The 22,659-nt window shown below is 68.8% G+C and carries 22 protein-coding genes; 9 read left to right on the plus strand and 13 right to left on the minus strand.

Annotated features, from left to right (window positions below; genetic code table 11):
- From dcd to sucC, 7 genes are all read right to left on the minus strand, one after another.
- Window positions 1–542, minus strand: a 542-nt coding sequence (gene dcd, locus ACIRDX_RS05440; RefSeq protein WP_396624391.1) for a dCTP deaminase, incomplete at its 3' end; no start/stop codon positions are given.
- A gap of 84 nt (window positions 543–626) precedes the next feature.
- Window positions 627–821 (minus strand): DUF2905 domain-containing protein, encoded by a 195-nt coding sequence (locus tag ACIRDX_RS05445; protein ID WP_396624392.1) that lies wholly within the window; start codon window positions 819–821, stop codon window positions 627–629.
- A 15-nt stretch (window positions 822–836) separates the two neighbouring features.
- On the minus strand, window positions 837–1,247 hold the full coding sequence (ndk, locus tag ACIRDX_RS05450) for a nucleoside-diphosphate kinase (protein WP_396624393.1): 411 nt from the start codon (window positions 1,245–1,247) through the stop codon (window positions 837–839).
- 144 nt (window positions 1,248–1,391) lie between these two features.
- The gene (locus ACIRDX_RS05455) at window positions 1,392–2,438 is read right to left on the minus strand and encodes a 2-oxoacid:ferredoxin oxidoreductase subunit beta (protein ID WP_396624394.1); all 1,047 of its coding nucleotides are present in this window, start codon (window positions 2,436–2,438) and stop codon (window positions 1,392–1,394) included.
- Window positions 2,439–2,440: 2 nt separating this feature from the next.
- Window positions 2,441–4,333, minus strand: a complete 1,893-nt coding sequence (locus ACIRDX_RS05460) for a 2-oxoacid:acceptor oxidoreductase subunit alpha (protein WP_396624395.1) — start codon at window positions 4,331–4,333, stop codon at window positions 2,441–2,443.
- Window positions 4,334–4,495: 162 nt separating this feature from the next.
- Window positions 4,496–5,362, minus strand: a complete 867-nt coding sequence (gene sucD, locus ACIRDX_RS05465; RefSeq protein ID WP_396624396.1) for a succinate--CoA ligase subunit alpha — start codon at window positions 5,360–5,362, stop codon at window positions 4,496–4,498.
- A gap of 18 nt (window positions 5,363–5,380) precedes the next feature.
- Window positions 5,381–6,541, minus strand: a complete 1,161-nt coding sequence (gene sucC, locus ACIRDX_RS05470) for an ADP-forming succinate--CoA ligase subunit beta (protein WP_396624397.1) — start codon at window positions 6,539–6,541, stop codon at window positions 5,381–5,383.
- 304 nt (window positions 6,542–6,845) lie between these two features.
- On the opposite strand from sucC, the gene ACIRDX_RS05475 reads away from it, so the two are divergent.
- The 3 genes from ACIRDX_RS05475 (at window position 6,846) to ACIRDX_RS05485 (ending at window position 10,284) form a co-directional block, all read left to right on the plus strand.
- On the plus strand, window positions 6,846–7,514 hold the full coding sequence (locus ACIRDX_RS05475) for a succinate dehydrogenase cytochrome b subunit (protein ID WP_396624398.1): 669 nt from the start codon (window positions 6,846–6,848) through the stop codon (window positions 7,512–7,514).
- 11 nt (window positions 7,515–7,525) lie between these two features.
- Window positions 7,526–9,439: a fumarate reductase/succinate dehydrogenase flavoprotein subunit gene (locus tag ACIRDX_RS05480; protein ID WP_396624439.1), complete on the plus strand. Its 1,914-nt coding sequence runs from the start codon at window positions 7,526–7,528 to the stop codon at window positions 9,437–9,439.
- A 95-nt stretch (window positions 9,440–9,534) separates the two neighbouring features.
- Window positions 9,535–10,284 carry a succinate dehydrogenase/fumarate reductase iron-sulfur subunit gene (locus ACIRDX_RS05485; RefSeq protein ID WP_396624440.1) on the plus strand — a complete coding sequence of 250 codons (750 nt, stop codon included), beginning with the start codon at window positions 9,535–9,537 and terminating at the stop codon, window positions 10,282–10,284.
- Between the two features lie 100 nt (window positions 10,285–10,384).
- Here ACIRDX_RS05485 and mdh read toward each other — a convergent pair whose 3' ends face one another.
- From mdh to ACIRDX_RS05500, 3 genes are all read right to left on the minus strand, one after another.
- Window positions 10,385–11,311, minus strand: coding sequence for a malate dehydrogenase (gene mdh / locus ACIRDX_RS05490; protein WP_396624399.1), 927 nt, complete (start codon window positions 11,309–11,311; stop codon window positions 10,385–10,387).
- Window positions 11,312–11,520: 209 nt separating this feature from the next.
- Window positions 11,521–12,768 (minus strand): NADP-dependent isocitrate dehydrogenase, encoded by a 1,248-nt coding sequence (icd, locus tag ACIRDX_RS05495; protein WP_396624400.1) that lies wholly within the window; start codon window positions 12,766–12,768, stop codon window positions 11,521–11,523.
- 191 nt (window positions 12,769–12,959) lie between these two features.
- Window positions 12,960–13,499, minus strand: a complete 540-nt coding sequence (locus tag ACIRDX_RS05500) for a hypothetical protein (protein WP_396624401.1) — start codon at window positions 13,497–13,499, stop codon at window positions 12,960–12,962.
- Between the two features lie 138 nt (window positions 13,500–13,637).
- Here ACIRDX_RS05500 and kdsB point away from each other — a divergent pair, with 138 nt between their 5' ends.
- The 6 genes from kdsB to coaE are packed head-to-tail and all read left to right on the plus strand — an operon-like array spanning window position 13,638 to window position 19,300.
- Window positions 13,638–14,366, plus strand: a complete 729-nt coding sequence (gene kdsB / locus ACIRDX_RS05505) for a 3-deoxy-manno-octulosonate cytidylyltransferase (protein WP_396624441.1) — start codon at window positions 13,638–13,640, stop codon at window positions 14,364–14,366.
- An 8-nt stretch (window positions 14,367–14,374) separates the two neighbouring features.
- Window positions 14,375–16,033 (plus strand): CTP synthase, encoded by a 1,659-nt coding sequence (locus ACIRDX_RS05510; protein ID WP_396624402.1) that lies wholly within the window; start codon window positions 14,375–14,377, stop codon window positions 16,031–16,033.
- Window positions 16,034–16,073: 40 nt separating this feature from the next.
- Complete coding sequence (gene kdsA, locus ACIRDX_RS05515) at window positions 16,074–16,889, plus strand: 3-deoxy-8-phosphooctulonate synthase (protein WP_396624403.1); 816 nt, start codon at window positions 16,074–16,076, stop codon at window positions 16,887–16,889.
- A gap of 5 nt (window positions 16,890–16,894) precedes the next feature.
- The gene (locus tag ACIRDX_RS05520; protein WP_396624404.1) at window positions 16,895–17,461 is read left to right on the plus strand and encodes a KdsC family phosphatase; all 567 of its coding nucleotides are present in this window, start codon (window positions 16,895–16,897) and stop codon (window positions 17,459–17,461) included.
- Window positions 17,458–18,684: a tetratricopeptide repeat protein gene (locus tag ACIRDX_RS05525; RefSeq protein ID WP_396624405.1), complete on the plus strand. Its 1,227-nt coding sequence runs from the start codon at window positions 17,458–17,460 to the stop codon at window positions 18,682–18,684. Before ACIRDX_RS05520 ends, ACIRDX_RS05525 begins: the two co-directional genes overlap by 4 nt.
- A complete protein-coding gene (gene coaE / locus ACIRDX_RS05530) occupies window positions 18,677–19,300 on the plus strand; it encodes a dephospho-CoA kinase (RefSeq protein WP_396624406.1) in 624 nt (207 codons plus the stop codon). The genes ACIRDX_RS05525 and coaE overlap by 8 nt, the downstream gene beginning before the upstream one ends.
- 84 nt (window positions 19,301–19,384) lie before the next feature.
- Here the strand turns inward: coaE and ACIRDX_RS05535 are convergent, their stop codons facing one another.
- The 3 genes from ACIRDX_RS05535 to thiE form a co-directional block, all read right to left on the minus strand.
- Entirely contained in the window at window positions 19,385–20,311 is a 927-nt protein-coding gene (locus ACIRDX_RS05535; RefSeq protein WP_396624407.1) for a bifunctional 5,10-methylenetetrahydrofolate dehydrogenase/5,10-methenyltetrahydrofolate cyclohydrolase, read from the minus strand.
- Window positions 20,312–20,365: 54 nt separating this feature from the next.
- Window positions 20,366–21,844, minus strand: a complete 1,479-nt coding sequence (locus tag ACIRDX_RS05540) for an amino acid permease (protein ID WP_396624408.1) — start codon at window positions 21,842–21,844, stop codon at window positions 20,366–20,368.
- Window positions 21,845–21,982: 138 nt separating this feature from the next.
- Window positions 21,983–22,654: a thiamine phosphate synthase gene (gene thiE, locus ACIRDX_RS05545; protein WP_396624409.1), complete on the minus strand. Its 672-nt coding sequence runs from the start codon at window positions 22,652–22,654 to the stop codon at window positions 21,983–21,985.
- Window positions 22,655–22,659 lie beyond the last annotated feature (5 nt).

Consider the following 22,659-nt stretch of genomic DNA (forward strand, 5'->3'; position numbering starts at 1 on the left):
AGCGTGACGCCCGTCTGCTTCAGGTACTTGCCCTTCTTGTCGGCGTACGACACCTCGCACGGCTCGTCGCCCTGGAAGAACAGCACCTGGGCGATGCCCTCGTTGGCGTAGATGCGGGCCGGCAGCGGCGTGGTGTTGCTGATCTCGAGCGTCACGTAGCCCTCCCATTCCGGTTCGAAGGGCGTGACGTTGACGATGATGCCGCAGCGGGCATACGTGGACTTGCCGAGGCACACCGTGAGCACGTCGCGCGGGATGCGGAAGTACTCGATGGTCCGCGCCAGGGCGAACGAGTTGGGCGGGACGATGCAGACGTCCGTCTTCATGTCCACGAAGCTGCGTGGATCGAAGTTCTTCGGATCGATCACCGTGTTGTTGATGTTGGTGAAGATCTTGAACTCGTCCGCCACGCGGATGTCGTAGCCGTACGAGGAGAGGCCGTACGAAACGACTCCCTCGCGCACCTGCCTGTCCTCGAACGGCTCGATCATGCCGTGTTCGAGGGCCATGCGACGGATCCAGCGATCGGACTTGATGGACATGGGCGACACACCGTGGTCGTAGCGGCCGGACGTGTCCGGCCGAACCGCACCGACCGCCCGACGAGTCGGGCGGCTACGAACTTGTCATCTCCGGAACAACGACAGCAGCAGCGTGAGCACCACGCTGACGACGATGGACGTGACGACCGGAAAGTAGAACGTGCCCCGGCCCCGCTGCACCACGATGTCGCCAGGGAGCCGCCCGAGCGGCAACCCCAGCATCATCAGGGCCCCGATGCCCGCGACGATCAGGCCGACAACCACCAGCGTCCGTCCCATCGGGGGCTCCGGGTTCTAGAGCTCGAGGCCGCGGAAGAAGTAGCCCAGTTCGAAGGCCGCCGTCTCCGGGGCATCCGAGCCGTGCGTCGCGTTGTTGTCGATGGACGCGCCGAACTCCTTGCGGAGCGTGCCGTCCTCGGCGTTGGCCGGGTTGGTCGCCCCCATCAGGGTGCGCCACTTCTTGATGGCATCCGGCGCCTCGAGGCACAGGAGCACGCAGGGGCCCGACGACATGAAGTCGGTGAGCCCGCCGAAGAAGGGCTTCTCCTTGTGCACGGCATAGAAGCCCTCGGCTTCGCGCTTGGAGAGGTGCTGCAGCCGCATCGCGGCGATGCGGAAGCCCTCCTGCTCGATGCGGGCAAGGATGCGGCCGATGACGGCGTTCTTCACGGCGTCGGGTTTGATGATGGCGAAGGTGCGTTCCATAGGTCTCGTGTCGGGTACCGGGTACCGGGTACGGGGTACCGGGTACGGGGGCGAACATCGCCCGTGGCCCGTGGCCGCCGACCTTCAGGTCGATGGTCGGGCCGCGACGTTCAGCGTCAATCGTTACGCGTTAATCGTTAAGCGTTAACGATGCTTCTCCATGACCTCGTCGAGCACCGACTTCGGCGGCCGCGTGCGCGACTCGGGCAGCGTGGCCAGCGGCTCGTCCACCGTGTTGAGCAGCGTCAGGAAGTCGGTGGAATCGGGCTCGATGTAGATGATGCCGGTGGCGAACTCGCCGCGGCGCATGGTCTCGTGCAGCGTCCGCCGCGCCTCGAGCTTGTCGGTCGGGTTGTGCGACGACTCCAGCTTGCGCAGGATGAGCGTCGACCCGTCGTGCATCTTGACGGGGGTGGCACTGCCCTCCTCGTACTCGACCGAGATGTCCTCGAAGAACGGCACGAAGCTGATCTCGTTGACGACCTCGTCGTGGTCCTTGGCGTAGGCGTAGCTCTTGGTCGATCCCTCGTGGTCGTTGAAGGTGACGCACGGCGAGATGACGTCGATGAGGCAGGTGCCCTTGTGGGCGATGGCCGCCTTGAGGATCGAGAGGAGCTGCTTCTTGTCGCCCGAGAACGACCGCGCCACGAACGTCGCGCCGAGCTCGATGCCCAGGGCGCAGAGATCGATGGGCGGCAGGTCGTTGACGACGCCGTTCTTCAGCGTGCTGCCGAGGTCGGCGGTCGGCGAGAACTGTCCCTTCGTGAGGCCATAGCAGCCGTTGTCCTCGACGATGTAGATGAGCGGCAGGTTGCGGCGCATCAGGTGCACGAACTGGCCGACGCCGATCGCGCCCGTGTCGCCGTCGCCGCTCACGCCGATGCCGAGCATCGTCTTGTTGGCCATCAGCGCGCCGGTGGCCACCGACGGCATGCGGCCGTGCACGGAGTTGAAACCGTGCGCGGTGCCCATGAAGTACGCGGGGCTCTTGCTCGAGCAGCCGATGCCCGAGAGCTTGAGCACGCGCGTCGGGTCGACGCCCATCTCGTAGAAGGCGTCGATGATGCGCTCGCTGATGGCGTTGTGGCCGCACCCGGCGCACAGCGTCGTCTTCGCGCCACGGTAGACCGTGGACTCGAGGTTGATCCGGTTGACCTTCTTGGGCGGCGTCGGAACGGCAGGCGTGGACACGGCTAGACGGCCTCCTCGGCCCCGACGATGGCGTCCTCGGGCGACGTCTCGGGCGGCAGGGCCATGCGCGCCTCGTGGGCGCGGATTTCCTCGGTCACCGAACGGGCGTCGATGGGCAGCCCGTTGTAGTGGCGGACACTGGTCAGCTTGCTGATCTGCGAGCCGGAGAGTTCCTGGCGCAGCAGCCCGAACATCTGGCCGTCGCGGTTCTGCTCGACCACGTAGACCCGATCGTGGGCGTCGATGAACTCGCCGACATGGTGCGTGAGCGGGTACGCACGGATGCGGAGGTACGAGGTGTCGATACCGGTCTCGTCGCGCAGCTGGTCGCGGCTCTCGACGATGGCCCAGTGCGAGGTGCCGTACGCGATGATGCCGACACGGGCGCGGGGGTGCTGGTCGACCTCGGGCTGCGGGACGTGGGTGCGGGCCGTCTCGAACTTGCGCAGCAGGCGGTCGATGTTGTTCGTGTAGTCGTCTGGCTTCTCGCTGTACTGCGCCTTCGCGTTGTGGCCGGAGCCGCGGGTGAAGAACGACGGGCCGAACTGGCCGGGCAGCGTGCGATACGGGATCCCGTCGCCGTCGACGTCCTTGTAGCGGCCCCACTCGCCGATCGCCGCGAGCGTTTCTGGGGTGAGCACCTTGCCGCGGTCGAGCGGCGCCTCGGGATACGGGAACGGCTCGGCCATCCACGTGTTCATGCCGAGGTCGAGGTCGGTCAGGACGAAGATGGGGGTCTGGAACCGCTCGGTGAGGTCGAAGGCGTCGATCGCCATCGTGTAGGCCTCGGTGACCGAGGCCGGCAGGAGCAGGATGTGGCGCGTGTCGCCGTGCGAGAGGCCGGCGGCAAACGCCACGTCGCCTTGCGCCGTGCGCGTCGGCAGGCCCGTCGAGGGACCGACGCGTTGCACGTCGAAGATCACCGCCGGCAACTCCGCGTAGTACGCCAGGCCCGTGAACTCGGCCATCAGCGAGATGCCCGGGCCAGACGTCGACGTCATCGAACGGGCGCCGGCCCACGACGCGCCGACGACCATGCCGAGCGCGGCGATCTCGTCCTCGGCCTGCACGACCGCGAACGTGGCCTTCCCCGTCTCCGGGTCCATGCGGTACTTGCGCAGGTAGTCGATCAGCGTCTCGCAGAGCGAGGAGGAGGGCGTGATCGGGTACCAGGCCACCACGGTGACGCCGGCCATCAGGCAGCCGAGCGCCGAGGCCGCGTTGCCCTCGATCAGGATCCGGTCCTGCGTCTCTGCCATGCGCTCCACCTTGAGCGGCACGGGCCGATCGGCGAAGTTGGCCTCCGCGTAGGCAAAGCCGGCCTGCAGCGCGGCCAGGTTCAGCGCCAGCGCCTTGGCCTTCTTCTTCAGCTGTCGCGTCAGCGCCTTGTCCATCTCGGCCAGCTCGATGTCGAGCAGGCGCGACAGGATGCCGTCGTAGATCATGTTGCGCACGAGGCGGCGCAGCCTGGCATCCGGACAGACCTCGGCGACGATCTTGTCGAACGGCACCGGGTAGAACACGAGGTCGCTGCGTACCTGATCGAGCTTCAGCGGCTCGTCATAGATCACCGCGCATCCTGGCTCGAGGGCGAGCACATCTTCGCGGGCCGTCTCGGCATTCATCGCGACGAGGAGGTCGATCTCCTTCTTGCGGGCGATGTAGCCGTGCCGGTTGGCCCGGATGGTGTACCAGGTGGGCAGGCCGGCGATGTTGGACGGGAAGAGGTTCTTGCCCGACACCGGGACGCCCATCTGGAAGATGGAGCGGAGCAGGACGAGGTTGGCGGTCTGGCTGCCCGAGCCATTGACCGTGGCCACCTGGATGCTGAAGTCGTTGACGCGGGTGGGCGACGAGACGGCTGCTGGCGCGGCCAGCAGGTCGGAGGAAGCCATGCGTTCTGCCTCGAAGTGGGACGCCGACGCGGCCACGCGACCGGCGTGGCAGGTGCCCGTTCGGGCCATCATAACAAATGCCGCGATGCCGAATGCCGGGATGCCGAAACGGGATGCCCGACGCCGGCATTCCCGGCGCCCAGCATCCCGCATGTCCAAGGCCTAGAGACGGCTGGCGATCGCGGCGCCGATGTCGGCGGGGCTCTTCACCACGGTGACGCCGGCCGCGCCGAGCGCTTCCATCTTCTCGTCGGCCGTGCCCTTGCCGCCCGAGATGATGGCGCCCGCGTGGCCCATGCGGCGTCCCGGAGGCGCCGTCTGGCCGGCGATGAAGCCGACCACGGGCTTCTTGAAGTGGGCCTGGATCCAGGCGGCCGCTTCCTGCTCGGCCGACCCGCCGATCTCGCCGATCATCACCACGGCTTCGGTCTGGTCATCCTTGGCAAACAGCTCGAGGGCATCGATGAAGGTCGTGCCGATGAGCGGGTCACCGCCGATGCCGATGCAGGTGGTCTGCCCGAGGCCGAGCTTGGTCAACTGGTGGATGGCCTCGTAGGTCAGCGTGCCGCTCTTGGACACGATCCCGACGCGGCCCTCCGTGCAGATGTGACCCGGGATGATGCCGGCCTTGGCCTGCCCGGCGGTGATGAGGCCCGGGCAGTTGGGGCCGATGAGCCGGCTCTTCCTGCCCTTCATGTAGTGGAGCGCCTTCATCGTGTCGAGCACCGGGATGCCCTCGGTGATGCAGACGATGAGGTCGAGGCCCGCGTCGGCGCCCTCCATGATGGCGTCGGCCGCAAACGGCGGCGGCACGAAGATCACCGAGGCGTTGGCGCCGGTCGTGGCGACGGCGTCCGCCACGGTGTTGAAGACGGGGAAGCCCTCGTGCGTGGTGCCGCCCTTGCCGGGTGTGACGCCACCGACGACGGCGGTGCCATAGGCTGCAGCAGCCTTGGCGTGGAAGGTGCCCTCACGGCCCGTGAGGCCCTGGACGATGAGACGGGTCGACTTGTCGATCAGAACGGCCATGGTCGTGTCCGGGTTCCTCTAGCGCGCCAGGGCGACGACCGTGTCGGCCGCCTCGCCCATCGTGTCCGCGGTGGTGAAGTTGAGTCCGCTCTCGCGCAGCATGGCCTTGCCCTGCTCCACGTTGGTGCCTTCCATGCGGATGACGATCGGGACCGGCACGCCGAGGTCCTTGACGGCGGCGATGACGCCCTCGGCCAGGACGTCGCAGCGCAGGATGCCGCCGAAGATGTTGATCAGCACGGCCTTCACGTTCTTGTCCGACATCAGGATGCGGAAGGCGTTCTTGATCTGCTCGGCGTTGGCACCCCCGCCGACGTCGAGGAAGTTGGCCGGCTGCCCGCCCGCCAGCTTGATGATGTCCATCGTCGCCATGGCCAGGCCGGCGCCGTTGACCATGCAGCCGATGGTGCCGTCGAGGCGGATGTAGTTCAGCGAGAACTTGCTGGCCTCGATCTCGAGGGGATCCTCCTCGGCGAGGTCGCGCAGGTCGCGGAACTCCTGGTGGCGGTACATCGCGTTGTCGTCGAAGGTGACCTTCGCGTCGAGCGCGATGACGTCGCCGCCCTCGGTGACGATGAGCGGGTTGACCTCGATCAGCGAGGCGTCGGTGGCGACGAAGGCCTCGTAGATCTGCTGCATCACCTTGACGGCCTTGTTGACGTGCTCGGGGGCCAGGCCGATGCCGAAGGCCAGCTGGCGCGCCTGGAAGGCGGTGAGCCCGGTGATGGGGCTGATGGCCACCTTCTTGATGGCGTCGGGGTTCTTCTCGGCGACCTCCTCGATGTCCATGCCGCCTTCGGCGCTGGCCATCATCACCGGACAGCCGGCGGCGCGGTCGACGAGCAGCCCGAGGTAGAGCTCCTTGGCGATCTTGACGCCTTCCTCGACGAGGAGGCGCTCCACCTTGCGGCCCTCGGGACCGGTCTGGTGGGTCACGAGGGTCATGCCGAGGATCTGCCTGGCCATCTCCTCGGCCGCCGCGGCGTCCTTGACGACCTTCACGCCCCCACCCTTGCCGCGCCCACCCGCATGGATCTGCGCCTTGACGACGGTCACGCCTCCACCGAGGCGCCGGGCGATGGCGCCCGCTTCCTCGACCGAGAACGCGACTTCCCCGCGGGGCACCGGCACACCGTGCCGGGCCAGGATGGCCTTTGCCTGATACTCGTGAATCTTCACCGGAGTTCCTCGGACGTGGTGGACGCGGACGGCCCCTGGAGCGCGACCGGCGGGACCGATCTGGACCGCAAGGGCGTCCCTATCATTGATGGTGGGTTGCGGGCCGGTCAAGCCCGCCCGTGCCGAGGGCCGTTGCTCCCCATGACGACTAGCGATACCATTCCGTGGGTTCGGGCGGCCACGCAACACTCGGGGATGCCCATCCAGCAGCGTCGCACCGTTCGCCCGATGTCATCCGACAGTCCAGTGCCTTCCTCCACGCACCCGGACGCCTGCGCAGGCGTGGCGGGCTGCGGAGCGTGACATGTCCAGTCGCCCCACATTCTTCTCGTCCACGGTCGGCTCCAAGATTCTCATCGGCCTCACGGGCCTGCTGCTGTTCGGGTTCCTGATCGGGCACCTGGCCGGCAACCTGTCGCTCTTCGTCGGCGCCGAGGCCTTCAACGCCTACGCGCACAAGCTCGAAAGCCTGGGGCCGCTGCTCTACGCGGTGGAGGCGGGCCTGGCGGGCATCTTCCTGCTCCACATCGCCAAGACGCTGCTGAACTACCGCCGGAACGCGGCGGCGCGGCCGTCGGCCTACGCGGAGAAGAAGTGGGCGGGCCACACGAGCCGGAAGACGTGGTCGTCGACGACGATGGCGTTGACCGGCCTGTTCATCCTGTTCTTCGTGGTCACGCACATCCGGACCTTCAAGTTCGGCGCGTGGTACGTCGACCCGGCGACCGGCCACCGCGACCTGTACCGCCTGGTCGACGAGATCTACGCCACCCCCCTGTACGTGGGGTTCTACGTGGTGGCGATGGTCCTCATCGGCATGCACCTGAATCACGGCATCTCGAGCGCGGCGCAGTCGCTCGGGCTGTCGAACCAGCGCTACGGGAAGAACCTGGTGCTCGGCGGCCGCGTCCTCGCGGTGATCATCGCCGGCGGGTTCGCCGTGCTGCCGCTGTTCATGTTCTTCGCAAACTAGGTGGCTCCGTGATGACGCTCGACAGCAAGGTTCCTGGTGGTCCCATCGAAGGCAAGTGGGACCGGCACAAGTTCGAATCGAAGCTGGTGAACCCGGCCAATCGCCGGAAGCTCACCGTCATCTGCGTGGGCACCGGCCTGGCCGGGGCGTCCGCGTCGGCCGCCCTCGGTGAGCTCGGCTACAACGTCCTCACCTTCTGCATCCACGACAGCCCGCGGCGCGCGCACTCGATCGCCGCGCAGGGCGGCATCAACGCCGCCAAGAACTACCGCAACGACGGCGACAGCATCTACCGGCTGTTCTACGACACGGTCAAGGGCGGCGACTACCGCGCCCGCGAGGCCAACGTCTTCCGCCTCGCGCAGGTGAGCGTCGACATCATCGACCAGTGCGTGGCGCAGGGCGTGCCGTTCGCGCGCGAGTACGGCGGGCTGCTCGACAACCGGTCGTTCGGTGGCGCGCAGGTGTCGCGCACCTTCTACGCCCGCGGCCAGACGGGCCAGCAGCTGCTCATCGGCGCCTACCAGTCGATGATGCGGCAGGTCGATGCCGGCACCGTGACGCTGATGCCGCAGCGCGAGATGCTCGACGTGGTCCTGGTCGATGGCCAGGCCCGCGGCGTGATCATGCGCAACCTCGTCACCGGCGAACTCGAGAAGTACGCCGGCGATGCCGTCCTGCTCTGCACCGGCGGCTACGGCACGGTCTACTACCTGTCCACCAACGCGGTGAACAGCAACGTGACGGCCGCCTGGCGTGCACACAAGCGCGGCGCGCTGTTTGCCAACCCCTGCTTCACGCAGATCCACCCGACCTGCATCCCGGTGTCGGGCGACCACCAGAGCAAGCTCACGCTCATGAGCGAGAGCCTGCGCAACGATGGCCGGGTGTGGGTGCCCAAGGCCAAGGGCGACAAGCGTCCGCCGCAGCAGATCCCCGAGGCCGAGCGCGACTACTACCTGGAACGCCGCTACCCGAGCTTCGGCAACCTCGTGCCCCGCGACGTCGCCTCGCGCGCCTCCAAGCTGGTGTGCGACGAAGGCCGCGGCGCCGGCGAGAGCGGGTTGTCGGTCTACCTCGACTTCGCCGACTCGATCAACCGCCTCGGCAAGGACGTGATCGCGCAGCGCTACGGCAACCTGTTCGACATGTACCAGAAGATCACCGACGACAACCCGTACGAGGTGCCGATGCGGATCTACCCCGCCGTGCACTACACGATGGGTGGCCTGTGGGTGGACTACAACCTCATGTCGACCATCCCCGGGCTGCACGTGCTCGGCGAGGCGAACTTCTCCGACCACGGCGCCAACCGCCTCGGCGCCAGCGCGCTGATGCAGGGCCTGGCCGACGGCTACTTCGTCATCCCCTACACCCTGAGCCACTACCTCGCCGGGACGGCGCTGCCCAAGGTCACCACCGACCATGCGGCTTTCGCCGACGCGGCCCACAACGCGCAGTCGCAGATCTCGCGCCTGCTGTCGATCAAGGGCAGCAAGACGCCGCGTGAGCTGCATCGACAGCTCGGGCACGTGGTGTGGGACTACGTGGGCATGTCGCGGACGGCCGACGGCCTCAAGAAGGCGCTCACCGAGATCCCGAAGCTCCGCGACGAGTTCTGGCAGAACGTCTCGGTGCCGGGCGAGCCCAACAACATGAACAAGAACCTCGAGTACGCCGGCCGCGTCGCCGACTACCTCGAGTTCGCCGAGTTGCTGGCCCTCGACGCGCTGACCCGCGAAGAGTCGTGCGGCGGTCACTTCCGCGAGGAGTACCAGACGCCCGACAACGAGGCGCAGCGCAACGACGAGCACTTCGCCCATGCCGCGGCCTGGGAGTTCACCGGCGTCGGCAAGGCACCGGTGCGCCACCAGGAAGCGCTGACGTTCGAGTACGTCAAGCCGTCGCAGCGTTCGTACAAGTAGCCGGGTACCGGGTACCGGGTATCGGGTACGCGAGTCACTAGAGGCCTGCAGGCAGACACCTGCAGCCCGATCAGGTTGAGAGAACCATGGGTGCACTGAATCTGACACTGCGCGTCTGGCGCCAGGCCAACCCCGGGACGCCCGGGCGGCTCGTCGAGTACAAGGCGGACAACATCTCGCCGGACATGTCGTTCCTCGAGATGCTGGACGTGGTGAACGAGGGCATCATCAAGCGCGGCGAGGAGCCGATTGCCTTCGACTCCGACTGCCGCGAGGGCATCTGCGGCACGTGCGGGTGCATGGTCAACGGCGTGGCGCACGGGCCCGACCCGGGCACCACCGTGTGCCAGCTGCACATGCGGCGCTTCCGCAACGGCGACACGATCACGATCGAGCCCTGGCGGGCGGCCGCCTTCCCCGTCGTCAAGGACCTCGTCGTCGACCGCAGCGCCCTCGACCGCGTGGTGCGCGCCGGTGGCTACGTGTCGATGAACGTCGGCGCGGCGCCCGATGCCAACGCCATTCCGGTGCCCAAGACGCTGGCCGACCAGGCCTTCGACGCCGCGGCCTGCATCCAGTGCGGGGCCTGCGTCGCCGCCTGCAAGAACGCATCGGCGGCGCTGTTCACCTCGGCCAAGCTCGCGCACCTCAACCTGCTGCCGCAGGGCCAGGCCGAGAAGACGCGCCGCACCTTGCGCATGGTCGAGCAGATGGACGTCGAGGGCTTCGGGGCGTGCTCCAACGAGGGCGAGTGCGAAGCGGTGTGCCCGAAGGAAATCAAGATCACCAACATCGCGAAGATGAATCGCGACTACTTCAAGGCGTCGCTCGTCGGCGCGAGGTAGAAGAAGCTCAGGGCTGGAAAGACAAAGGGGCGGCGCCGGGTGACCGGCACCGCCCCTTCCCTGTTCCAGGTCGCCCGCAGGCCGCAGCCTGCCGCCTCCCCTACACGCCGATGACGGTCGTGAGTTCCTTCACGGCGGCGGCCGACTTGGCCAGCGCGGCCTTCTCGTCGTCGTGCAGCGTGATCTCGATGACCTGCTCGACGCCCTTGGCGCCCAGCTTCACCGGCACGCCCAGGAACTGATCCTGCACGCCGTACTCGCCCGTCAGGAACACCGAGCAGGGCTCGATCAGCTTCTTGTCCTTCAGGATGGCCTCGACCATGCGCGCCGACGACTGCCCCGGCGCGTACCAGGCACTCGTGCCGACCAGCTTGGTGATCTCCGCGCCGCCATTGGCCGTGCGGTCGCAGATGGCCTTGATGCGCTCCTCGGACAGCAGCTCGGTGATGGGGATCCCGGCCACCGTCGAGTAGCGCGGCAGCGGCACCATCGTGTCGCCGTGGCCGCCGAGCACGAAGGCGTGGACGTTCTCCACCGACACGCTGAGCTCGGTGGCGATGAAGGCGCGCATGCGGGCCGAGTCGAGCACGCCGGCCATGCCGATCACGCGCTCGCGCGGCAGGCCGCTCAGGCGATACACGGCCTGCGCCATGGCGTCGAGCGGGTTGGCCACGACGATGATGATCGCGTCGGGCGAGTGCTTCATCACGTTGGCCGTGACGTCCTGCATGATCTTGTAGTTGACCGACAGCAGGTCGTCGCGGCTCATGCCGGGCTTGCGCGGCACGCCCGACGTGATGACGACCACGTCCGAGCCGGCCGAGAGGGCGTAGTCGCTGCCGCCGACGACGCGTGTGTCGCTGCCCTCGACCGGGCAGGTCTGCAGGATGTCGAGGGCGATGCCTTGCGCCTTGGTGTCGGCGATGTCGATGATCACGACATCCGCCAGTTCGCGGTTGGCGATCGAGCGCGCCACCGTGGCGCCCACGTTGCCGGCCCCGCCGACGACGGTCACTTTGCGGTTCATTCTGGTTGACTCCTGATGGACAGCCGCCGGCCCCTGGCCGTCGGCAACGATCACGGTCCCGGCGCCGCGAGTGGGACGTCGGGAGTCGGGAGTGGGAACCGCTCATGACTCGGCGATTCCCGATTCCCGCGTCCCGATTCCCGCGCCGCGGCGCCCAGGCCGCTCCTACACACCGCACTGCCGACTTGCCGACTGCCGGCAGCGAGACGCTACATGTGGCTGATGACGGCGTCGCCGAAGGCCGAGCACGAGAGCTCGGTCGATCCGGCGATGAGGCGCGCCAGGTCGTACGTGACGGTCTTGGCGGCGATCGCGTTCTCGAGCCCCTTGACGATCAGGTCGGCCGCCTCGCCCCAGCCGAGGAAGCGGAACATCATCTCGCCCGACAGGATCACCGAGCCCGGGTTCACCTTGTCGAGGCCGGCGTACTTGGGCGCCGTGCCGTGCGTGGCCTCGAACACCGCGTGGCCGGTGACGTAGTTGATGTTGCCGCCCGGCGCGATGCCGATGCCGCCCACCTGCGCGGCCAGCGCATCGGAGATGTAGTCGCCGTTGAGGTTGAGCGTGGCGATCACGTCGTACTCGGACGGACGGGTGAGGATCTGCTGCAGGAACGCGTCGGCGATGGCGTCCTTGATCACGATGCCGTTGGGCAGCGTGCACCACGGCCCGCCATCGAGTTCGACGGCGCCGAACTCGCGCTTGGCGAGTTCGTAACCCCAGTCACGGAAGGCGCCTTCCGTGAACTTCATGATGTTGCCCTTGTGCACCAGCGTCACGCTCTTGCGCTTGTTGGCGATCGCGTACTCGATCGCCGCACGCACGAGGCGCTCGGTCCCTTCACGCGACACCGGCTTGATGCCGAGGCCCACGGTGTCGGGGAAACGGATCTTGCCGTACGGCTTCGGGAACGCCTGCTTGAGGAGGCCCTTGAGCGTCTCGACCTCGGGCGTGCCCTCGGCAAACTCGATGCCGGCATAGATGTCCTCCGTGTTCTCACGGAAGATCACCATGTCGACCAGGTCGGGCCGCTTCACCGGCGTCTCCATGCCCTGGAAGTAGCGCACCGGGCGGAGGCAGGTGTAGAGGTCGAGTTCCTGGCGCAGCGCGACGTTGAGGGATCGGATGCCGCCGCCAACCGGGGTCGTGAGCGGGCCCTTGATGCCGACCAGGTACTCGCGGAACGCCGTGAGCGTGTCGGCGGGCAACCACTCGTTGACCGCGTTGAAGGCCTTCTCTCCAGCGAGCACTTCGAACCAGACGACCTGGCGCGTACCGCCGTAGGCCTTCTGGACGGCCGCGTCGAACACGCGCACGCTCGCCCGCCAGATGTCGGGACCGATGCCGTCGCCTTCGATGAACGGGAGGATGGGCCGATCCGGCACGACGAGGGCATCGCCTTGCCGGGTGACCGGCGCGCCGTCGGTGGGCGCCGTGAGGTGCGTGAACTGCGGCATGGAAGGAAGTTCCGAGAGGTTTAGGTCACGCCCCTGTGGCTCGTCACACGATATTCACAGAAGCTGTGGAAAACCCTGTTCAAAAGCACTCCGCAACAGGGCGTAACTCGTGACGACACCGCGCCTGCGAGCGTCTTGCACCAACTTGGTGCGTCGCGCCGGCGCGTCGCCAAACGCATGGATTATACGCCTCACGGGCGCAGGGCAAGATGCACCACCCGGTCCTCCGGGAGGAGCCGGATGTCCACGCCGGACGCCGTGATGCGCTCGAGGCGATAGACCTGTTCCAGCAGGTCGCCCGGGCGTGCGTGGTGCACCCCGCGCGGACCGGCGATCACGGCCGTGCGCATCAGGCCAGCTCCCTCGCGCGCCTCGGCCACGCCGATGAGATCGAGTCGAGGCCAGGTGGCCGTTGGCGCAGAGGCTGCGGGCCCCGCCACGGGCGCCGCCGCCGGCGCCACGGATCGGGCAGGCCGACTCCCTGACGGGGCCTCAGGACGCACCGCCCCGCCAGCCATGAAGGGGTTGCGCCCTTCCTGGGGTGGCGCGGGGCCGCCCGCGGGGGGCGCCGCCAGCTGCGGCAGGTGGACGGCCGGCACCACGATCGGCCGCCGCGCCGCCGGGACACGGGACGACGACGTGGGCCAGGGCGCGAGCACGGGTGTGCCGACAAAGATCCAGGCGGCCGCCGCGACCACCAGCAGCACCACGAGGAGCATCGACCGGGGCATGCCGACCATGCTATCAGCGGCGCGCTCGAGTTCGTCGGCGGCGTGCCCGACGCGCGGGCCGCGGCCGCGCGAGTCCGCGTGCTAGAATTCCGCGTGCTGCACAGTGCCGGAACCACTCCCAAGGCACCTGCGACGGCCGTGGCCGTCATCCCGGCACGATTCTCTTCGACGCGACTCCCCGGCAAGCCCCTGGCCGACATTCATGGTCGGCCGATGATCGAGCACGTCTATCGCCGCGCCTGCGAGGCGCGCACGCTGTCGCGCGTGATCGTCGCCACCGACGACCTGCGTGTGTTCGAGGCCGTGCGCGCGTTCGGCGGCGAGGTCGTGATGACCTCGCCTGACCATCGCACCGGCAGCGAGCGCGTGGCCGAGGTCGCCGCCGGGTTGTCCGAGACGCTGATCGTCAACGTGCAGGGCGACGAGCCCACGCTGGCGCCGGCGATGATCGACGATGCCGTGCAGGCCTGCGTCGACGATCCGGGCCTCGTGATGAGCACGGTGCGGTACCGGATTACCGACCCGGCCGAGATCGCCAGCCCGGCCGTGGTGAAGGTGGTCACGGACCTGCGCGGCCGCGCGCTCTATTTCACGCGCGCCGCCGTGCCGTTCCTGCGTGATCCGGGTACGCCGGTCACCTGGTTCAAGCACGTCGGCCTGTACGTGTACCGCCGCGACTTCCTGCTGGCGTTCGCGGCGCTGCCGCCGACGCCCCTGGAACTGAGCGAATCGCTCGAACAACTCCGTGCCCTCGAGCACGGCTACGCAATCATGACCGTCGAGTCCCGCCACGAGGCGCTCGGCGTGGACACTCCGGACGACCTCGAACGGGTGCGTCGCCTGCTCGCGACGCCCGCTTCCTCCTGATGCCGACCATGCAGACTTCGCAGCCGCACAAGCCCGTCAAGTACATCTTCGTCACCGGCGGCGTGGTGTCTTCGCTGGGCAAGGGCCTCGCGGCCGCCTCCATCGGCGCCCTGCTCGAAGCCCACGGCTACAAGGTGACGATGCAGAAGTTCGACCCGTACATCAACGTCGACCCGGGGACGATGTCGCCGTACCAGCACGGCGAGGTGTACGTGACCGACGACGGGACGGAGGGCGACCTCGACCTCGGCCACTACGAGCGCTTCACGAACACCATCGCCTCGAAGAACTCGAACTGGACCACCGGGAAGATCTACCTGTCGGTGATCCAGCGGGAGCGCCGTGGTGATTACCTCGGGGCCACCGTGCAGGTGATTCCTCACATCACCAACGCCATCAAGGAGAGCATCCTGGCGGTGTCGGATGGCGTCGACGTGGTGCTGGTCGAGATCGGCGGCACGGTCGGCGACATCGAGAGCCTGCCCTTCCTCGAGGCGATCCGGCAGTTCCGGCAGGATGTGGGCCGCGAGAATACGCTCTACATCCACCTCACGCTCGTGCCGCATGTGAGCACGGCCGGCGAGCTGAAGACCAAGCCGACGCAGCACAGCGTGCGCGACCTCCGCTCGATCGGCATCCAGCCCGACATCCTGCTGTGCCGCACCGACCGCACGCTGCCGCGCGACATCAAGCGCAAGATCGCACTCTTCTGCGACGTCAACGAGGATGCCGTGATCACCGCGCGCGACGTCTCGAGCGTGTACGAGGTGCCGCTGGCGCTGGCCGAGGAGGGCATCGACCACATCGTGCTGAAGCAGCTCTCGCTGCCCGACACGCCGCGCCCGTCCGGCCAGTGGGAGGAACTGCTCGACCGCATCCAGCACCCGCAGGACGAAGTCACCATCCACGTCGTGGGCAAGTACGTCGGCCTCGAGGACTCGTACAAGAGCCTCACGGAAGCCCTGTTCCATGGCGGCTTCAAGCACCGGCTCAAGGTCAACATCAAGTGGATCGAGGCCGAGGCGCTCGAGGGTGAGGGTGGCGCGCACGAGCTCGACGGCGCCGACGGCATCCTGGTGCCCGGCGGGTTCGGCAATCGCGGCACGCGCGGCATGATGAAGGCCGTCGAGGTGGCGCGCGAGCGGCACATCCCGTTCTTCGGCATCTGCTACGGCTTCCAGTGGGCGACCGTCGAGTACGCGCGCAACGTGTGCGGCATCACCAACGCCGACAGCACGGAGGTCGCGCCCGACACCTCCGACAAGGTCATCTACAAGCTGCGCGACCTGCTCGGGGTCGACGACCTCGGCGGCACCATGCGCCTCGGCTCGTACGCCTGCCAGCTCAAGCCCGGATCGCTGTCGCAGAAGCTCTACGGCGCCGACGTGATCCACGAGCGGCACCGCCATCGCTACGAGTTCAACTGCCTCTACGAGCCGGCCATCACCGAGAAGGGGCTGGAGATCGTCGGGCGCTCGCTCGACGGGAAGTTCGTCGAGATGGTGGAGTTGCCGACGCATCCCTGGTTCATCGCCGTGCAGTTCCACCCGGAGTTCAAGTCCAAGCCGCTCAAGCCGCACCCGCTCTTTGCCGGCTTCGTCGAGGCCACGCACCAGCACACGCTCGCCCGTCGGCGGGCCGCCGTGCCGGCCGAGACGCTCGCCTGAGTCGCCGGTCGGTCGGCTCGACGGCCCGTATAATGACGGGGTGCAACCGGTACACGTCGGGCCGGTGACGCTCGGGACCGGCCAGCTGGTGCTGATTGCCGGTCCATGCGTCATCGAGAGTGACGCGCATGCGCTCGACCTCGCCCACGCCCTCGCGTCCATCGCCCGGGCGGCCCGGGTCCCGTTGATCTTCAAGGCCTCGTTCGACAAGGCCAATCGCACCTCCCTGTCCTCGTTCCGAGGCCCCGGGCTCGAGTCGGGCCTGCAGACGCTTGCCCGCGTCAAGGCCGAGGTCGGCGTGCCGGTCCTGACCGACATCCACGAGGCCGCCCAGGCGGCGCCGGTCGCAGCGGTGGTCGACGTCCTGCAGATTCCCGCGTTCCTGTGCCGGCAGACGGACCTGCTGGTGGCGGCCGCCCGGACGGGCGCGGTGGTCAACATCAAGAAGGGCCAGTTCCTCGCCCCCGCCGACATGCGGTACCCGCTGCAGAAGGTGCGCGACTCGGGCAACCCGCGCGTGCTGCTCACCGAGCGGGGGACGTCCTTCGGCTACCACAACCTCGTCGTGGACATGCGCGCGTTCCCGCAGTTGCACGAACTCGGCGCCCCGGTGATCTACGACGTCACGCACAGCCTGCAGTTGCCCGGCGCCGGTGACGGCCGGACGGCCGGGCAGGCGGCCTTCATCGAGCCGATGGCCCGAGCGGGCGTCGCGGCCGGCGTCGACGGCATCTTCATGGAGGTGCACGAGGACCCGGCGCGGGCCCGCTCCGACGCCGAGAACGCGCTGCGTCTCGACCTCCTGCCGGCGCTGCTCGAGCGGCTGTCGCGCGTGCACACGGCAGCGCACGCCTGAGATCGATGCCGTCGATGCCCGAGTCGCGCCAGTCCACGCATCCCTCGCCCGACCTCGCCGCGCGCGCGCGCGGCATCCGCGTGCTGCTGTTCGACGTGGACGGCGTGCTGACCGACGGCGGGGTGTACGTGCACGGCGACGGCAGCGAGAGCAAGCGCTTCGACATCAAGGACGGCGCGGGTATCGTGATCGCCCGTCGGGCCGGGCTGGTGGTGGGCCTGATCTCGGCGCGGCAGTCGGCCTCGACGGCACACCGCGCCCGTCAGCTCGGCCTGGACCTGGTCCAGCAGGGCGTGACCGACAAGGCCGCCGCCCTGGCGGACCTGATGGCCACCCACGGCTGGCCCGCCGAATCCATCGCATACATGGGGGACGATGTGGTAGACCTGCCGGTGATGCGGCGGGTGGGCCTGGCGGCCTGCCCTGCCGATGCGGTGCCCGAAGTGCGGGCGTCCGCCCACCTCGTGAGCTCGTGTCCCGGCGGTCGGGGCGCGGCGCGCGCCCTCATCGAGGACATACTGCGTGCCCAGGGGCGCTGGGACGCGCTCATCGACGCCGACCGACGCCCGTGATAGCCGACTACCTGCCCCTCCTCTCCGCGCTCGTCGCGTTCCTCCTGGGCCTGGCCGCGGGCAAGGCCTGGGAGCGCTACAAGCTGCACGAAGGCCGCTGGATCGACCGCCGCAAGGCACGCCAGTCGCCCCACTACATCCAGGGCCTGAACTTCCTGGTGGCCAACCAGCTCGATCACGCCATCGAGGAGTTGAGCCAGGCCGCGCGGGTCGACGAGGACGCCGTCGAGATTCACATGATCCTCGGCAACCTCTATCGCGAGAAGGGGCTGGTGGGCCGCGCCATCCAGATTCACCAGCAGATCCTGCAGCGCCCGCGCATCAGCAAGCTCGAACACACGTATGCCCTGCTGTGCCTCGGCCTCGACTTCACGCGCGGCGGGTTCGTGGACCGCGCCCACGAGGCCTTCGGCGAGGTGCTGCGCCTCGATCCGAGCAACGAGCACGCCCTCCTGCAGTTGCAGAAGCTGTACGAGGACCAGAACCAGTGGGCCGAGGCCTATCGCGTGCGCCGGCTGCTGGCCCGCGAGGACGAACCGGCACAGCAGACGCGGCGACACCTGCAGATTCAGGCGTTCCTCGAGAACGAGCTCGGCATGCAGGCGCTCGCCAGTCACGACCTCGCGGCGGCACGCACGCACTTCGAGAAGGCCATCGAGCTCGACGCCGAAGTCGTGCCGGCCTACCTCAATCTCGGCGACGTGCGGCGCGACGGGGGCGACATGCCGGGGGCCGTGGAGGTCTGGGAGCGCCTCATCGCCTCGATGCCGACGCGCGCCCACCTGGTCGCCGATCGGCTGGGCGACGCGTACACGGCCGCCGGACGGGCCGAGGCGTTCGAGCACCTGTTCCGTCGTATCGCCACCGACCATCCGCAGGACTGGCGCGCCCGGGTTGCGCTGGCCAGGCACATGCTGCGCGCCGGCCGCCCCGACGACGCGTTGCAGATGGCGCTCGCGGCGCTGTCGATCAACCCGCACGCCCTGCTCGCCCACCAGGCGGCGTGGGACATCCTGCTCGCCCTGCGCCTGGATCCGCCCGCCGTCGAGCGGTACATCGCGCACAGCCGCGACGCCGTCTTCTACAAGGACCCGCACATCTGCCTGCGCTGCCGGTACCGCAGCAAGGAACTGATCTGGCGATGCCCGCATTGCCACGAGTGGAACTCGTTCGTGGAGGACCGCCTGGCGCCCGCGAGGCCGACCGAGGACACCGATGCCTGATGGCGTGCTGCACGTCGGACTGACGGGCGGCATCGCCACCGGCAAGTCCTACGTGACGCGACGCCTCGCCGAGGCGGGCCTGCCCACCATCGACGCCGATCGCCTCGCTCGCGAGGCCGTGGCACCCGGCAGCGCGGGGCTGCGAGCCGTGGTGACCCGTTTCGGTCCGGGCATCCTGACCGACGGGGGCGCGCTCGATCGCGCCAGGCTCGGCGCCCTCGTCTTCGCCGACGCGGCGGCACGTGCCGACCTGGAGGGCATCATCCACCCGGAGGTGCGCCAGCGCATCGCCGCGTGGCACACGCAGTTGGCCCGCGAGGGCTACCGTGGCCCGGCGATTGCCGACATTCCCCTGCTGTTCGAGACCGGGCGCGCCGGAGACTTCGACGTGGTGGTGGTCGTGGCGTGCGATCCGGCGCGGCAACGCGCGCGGCTCATGGAGCGCGACGGGCTGTCGGCCGAGGCGGCCGATCAGCGGATCGCGGCGCAGTGGCCGATCGGCGACAAGGTCCGCGCGGCGCACCACGTGGTGATGACCGATGGCACCTTCGCCGACACCGATGCGCAGGTGGATGCCCTGATCGGACGGCTGCGCGCGCACACCGTCCAGGGGTAGGGCCGGGCTTCCGACCCAGTCGTCGGCACGGAGCCGCTGTCGGGGCGGCGGCGCGGTGGGACACCGCGCCCTACCTCGGTCAATCTAGCGCACGCGACGTTCGGCAGCGGTGAGCGTGTTGCGCATCAGCATGGCGATGGTCAGCGGCCCCACCCCCCCGGGCACCGGGGTGAGAGCCCCCGCCACCTCGGCGACTGCGGGATGGACATCACCCATCAGCACGCTGCCGCGCTTGCGCCATCCCTCGTGCCGCTTCGAGTCGGCCCCGAAGAAGCCGATGACGTCGGCCTCGCTGGTCACCGCGTTCATGCCGACGTCGATCACCGTCGCGCCCGGCTTGACGAACTCCGGCGTCACGAACCCCGCGCGCCCGATGGCGGCCACGAGGATGTCGGCCTCGCGGCACACGGCCGGCAGGTCCGGCGTCTTCGAGTGCGCGATGGTGACCGTGGCGTGCCGGTGCAGCAGGAGCAACGCCATCGGCTTGCCGACGATGTCGCTGCGGCCGATGACCACGGCGCGCCGGCCGGCGATCGTCACGCCCTGTCGCTCGAGCAACTCGATGATGCCCGCGGGCGTGCAGGCCACCAGGCCCTCGCGATTCTGCACGAGGCGCCCGACGTTCTCGGCCGTGAAGCCGTCGACGTCCTTGGCCGGATCGATCATCTCGAACACGCGGCGGGCGGCGTCGGGCCCCATCGCCGATGGCAGCGGCGACTGGACCAGGATGCCGTCGATGGCGGGGTCGGCGTTGAGATCGCGCACGAGCGCCAGCACGGCGTCGAGCGACGTGTCGGCCGGCCGCTGGTGGAGGTCGACGCGGAAGCCGACCTCGGCGCCGTGCGTGCGCTTGCTGCCCACGTACACGTGCGACGCCGGGTCGTCCCCCACCAGCACCAGCGCGAGGCCGGGCGCTCGCCCGGCCCGCGCCGTGAAGGCCGCGACCTCCGGTTGCAGGTCCTCGCGCATGCGGCGCGCGAGCGCCGCCCCATCAAGCGTTACGGCACTCACGGTGCTCGGTCTCCTCGCGACGCCTCGCTCTCGACGAGCAGGCGTCCTGCCTTGTCACGCCCGGGCGTTCAGGTGGCTGTGCTGCTTGCCGTAGCCGAAGTAGATCAGCATGCCGATGGCCAGCCAGCCGGCCAGCCGCAGCCAGTTGGTCCACCCGAGGCCGTACACCATCGCGCCGCAGGTGACGATGCCCGCGATCGCGACGAACTGCACGGCGGGCACGCGGAAGCCGCGCGGGATGTCGGGCCGACGGACGCGCATGATCCACACCCCCGCGCACACGAGCATGAACGCGAACAGGGTGCCGATGCTCGTCATCTCGCCGACGATGTCGCCGGGGACGAAGGCGGCGAACACGGCGGTGAAGACGAAGAAGAACCAGTTGGACTTGTAGGGCGTCTGGTGGCGCGGGTGGAGATCCGAGAAGAACTTCGGCACCAGCCCGTCCTTGCTCATCGAGTAGAACACGCGCGACTGCCCGAGCAGCATCACGAGGATCACCGACGAGAAGCCGGCGAGAATCGCCACGGTCACGAACTTGGCGAGCCAGTCATACCCGGTCATGTACTTGCTGATGGCAAACGCCACCGAGGCCTCGCGGCCCGTGCTCCGGAAGTCGTCCACCGTGGCGATGCCGCTCAGGACATGCGCGAACAGCACGTAGAGCACGGTGCAGACCACCAGCGACCCGAGGATGCCGATCGGCATGTCACGCTTCGGATCCTTGGCTTCCTGCGCGGCGGTCGACACCGCGTCGAAGCCGATGTAGGCGAAGAACACGACGCCGGCGGCGCCGAGGATGCCCATCACCCCGCCGTAGGCATGCGAGATGCCCTCGGGCGTCGTGTACACCGTGGCCGCCGGGATGTACGGCGTGTGGTTGGCCGGGTTGATGAAGCCCCAGCCGAGCGCGATCACGAGCATCACGATCGCGACCTTCGTGATCACGATGATGTTGTTCACCCACGCCGACTCCTGCGTCCCGCGCACGAGCAGCGCCGTGAGCAGCGACAGCACGAGCACGGCCGGCAGGTTGATGATGCCGGCGACGCCGGTGGCGGCATCGACCTGGAAGGGCGAATGACACCACTGGTACGGTATGTGTAACCCGAAGAACTCGAGCACCTTGTTCAGGTACTCGCTCCACGCGATCGCCACCGTGGCGGCACCCACGGCGTACTCGAGGATCAGGTCCCAGCCGATGATCCACGCGACGAGTTCGCCCATCGTCGCGTACGAGTAGGTGTAGGCGCTCCCCGCGATGGGGATCATCGACGCGAACTCCGCGTAGCAGAGCCCGGCGAAGGCGCAGCCGAGCGCCGCGACGAGGAACGCGATCGTCACCGACGGGCCCGCCCGGTCGGCAATCGCCGCCGCGGTCCGCACGAACAGCCCGGCGCCGATGATCGCGCCGATGCCGAGCGCGATCAGCGCACCCGAGCCGAGTGTCCGCTTGAGCGTGCCTTCCCCGGTGGCAGCGCCCTCGGCGAGCAGGCGATCGATGGACTTCGTACGAAAAAGAGAACTGGCCAAGCGGTGTCCCCCGGACAGTGAGTGGTCTGCCGCCCAGCGCGACGTGCACTGAGGGGTGGCAAATGGGCAGGGCGCATTATACCCGGCCGGGTCGCGCGTGCCGTCGCGCCCGCCGGGCGACGACCGCATACCGGCCGATCAGGCCTCGCCCAGCGCGTGCAGGTAGTCGCGGGCGCGGGCGCCGGGATCGCCCCCCTGCAGCAGGTCGCTGATCACCACCACGGCAGACGCGCCCGCCTCGATCACGCGCGGCGCGTGGTCGAGCGTGATGCCCCCGATGGCCACCAGCGGCAGGCCCGCGCGGTCCGGGTGCCGCTCGATGCGCGCCCGGGCGTCGGCCACCAGTGCGGTGCCCACCGGGTCGTAGCCGGTGGCCTTGGTGGCGGTGCCATACACGGGGCCCACCGCGACATAGTCGATGGGGGTCTGGAGCGCCGCCTCGACTTGCGCTGGCGTGTGCGTGGAGAGGCCGATCACGGCATCCGGCCCCAGCAGCGCGCGCGCGTCGGCGACCGGGAGGTCGTCCTGCCCGAGATGCACGTGGCGCGTCCCGGCCACCAGCGCCAGGTCGACGCGATCGTTGGTGATGACCCAGGCGTCGCCCGCCGAGGCCGCGAGGCGATCCAGCCAGGCCAGCACCTCGCGCGCCGGCGCGTCCTTGGCCCGCACCTGGATCACGCGCACCCCCGCCTGCAGGTACGCGTCGGCCAGGTCGGGCACGGTCCATCCCGCCGCGGCCGCGGCCCCGGCGTCGACGATGGCGTAGAGGCGCGACGGCCAGGGCCGTCGTCGCGAGGGGGCTGCCGGCACGGCGG

The sequence above is a fragment of the Luteitalea sp. genome (genome assembly GCF_044337415.1).
In the GTDB taxonomy this organism is placed as follows: domain Bacteria; phylum Acidobacteriota; class Vicinamibacteria; order Vicinamibacterales; family Vicinamibacteraceae; genus Luteitalea.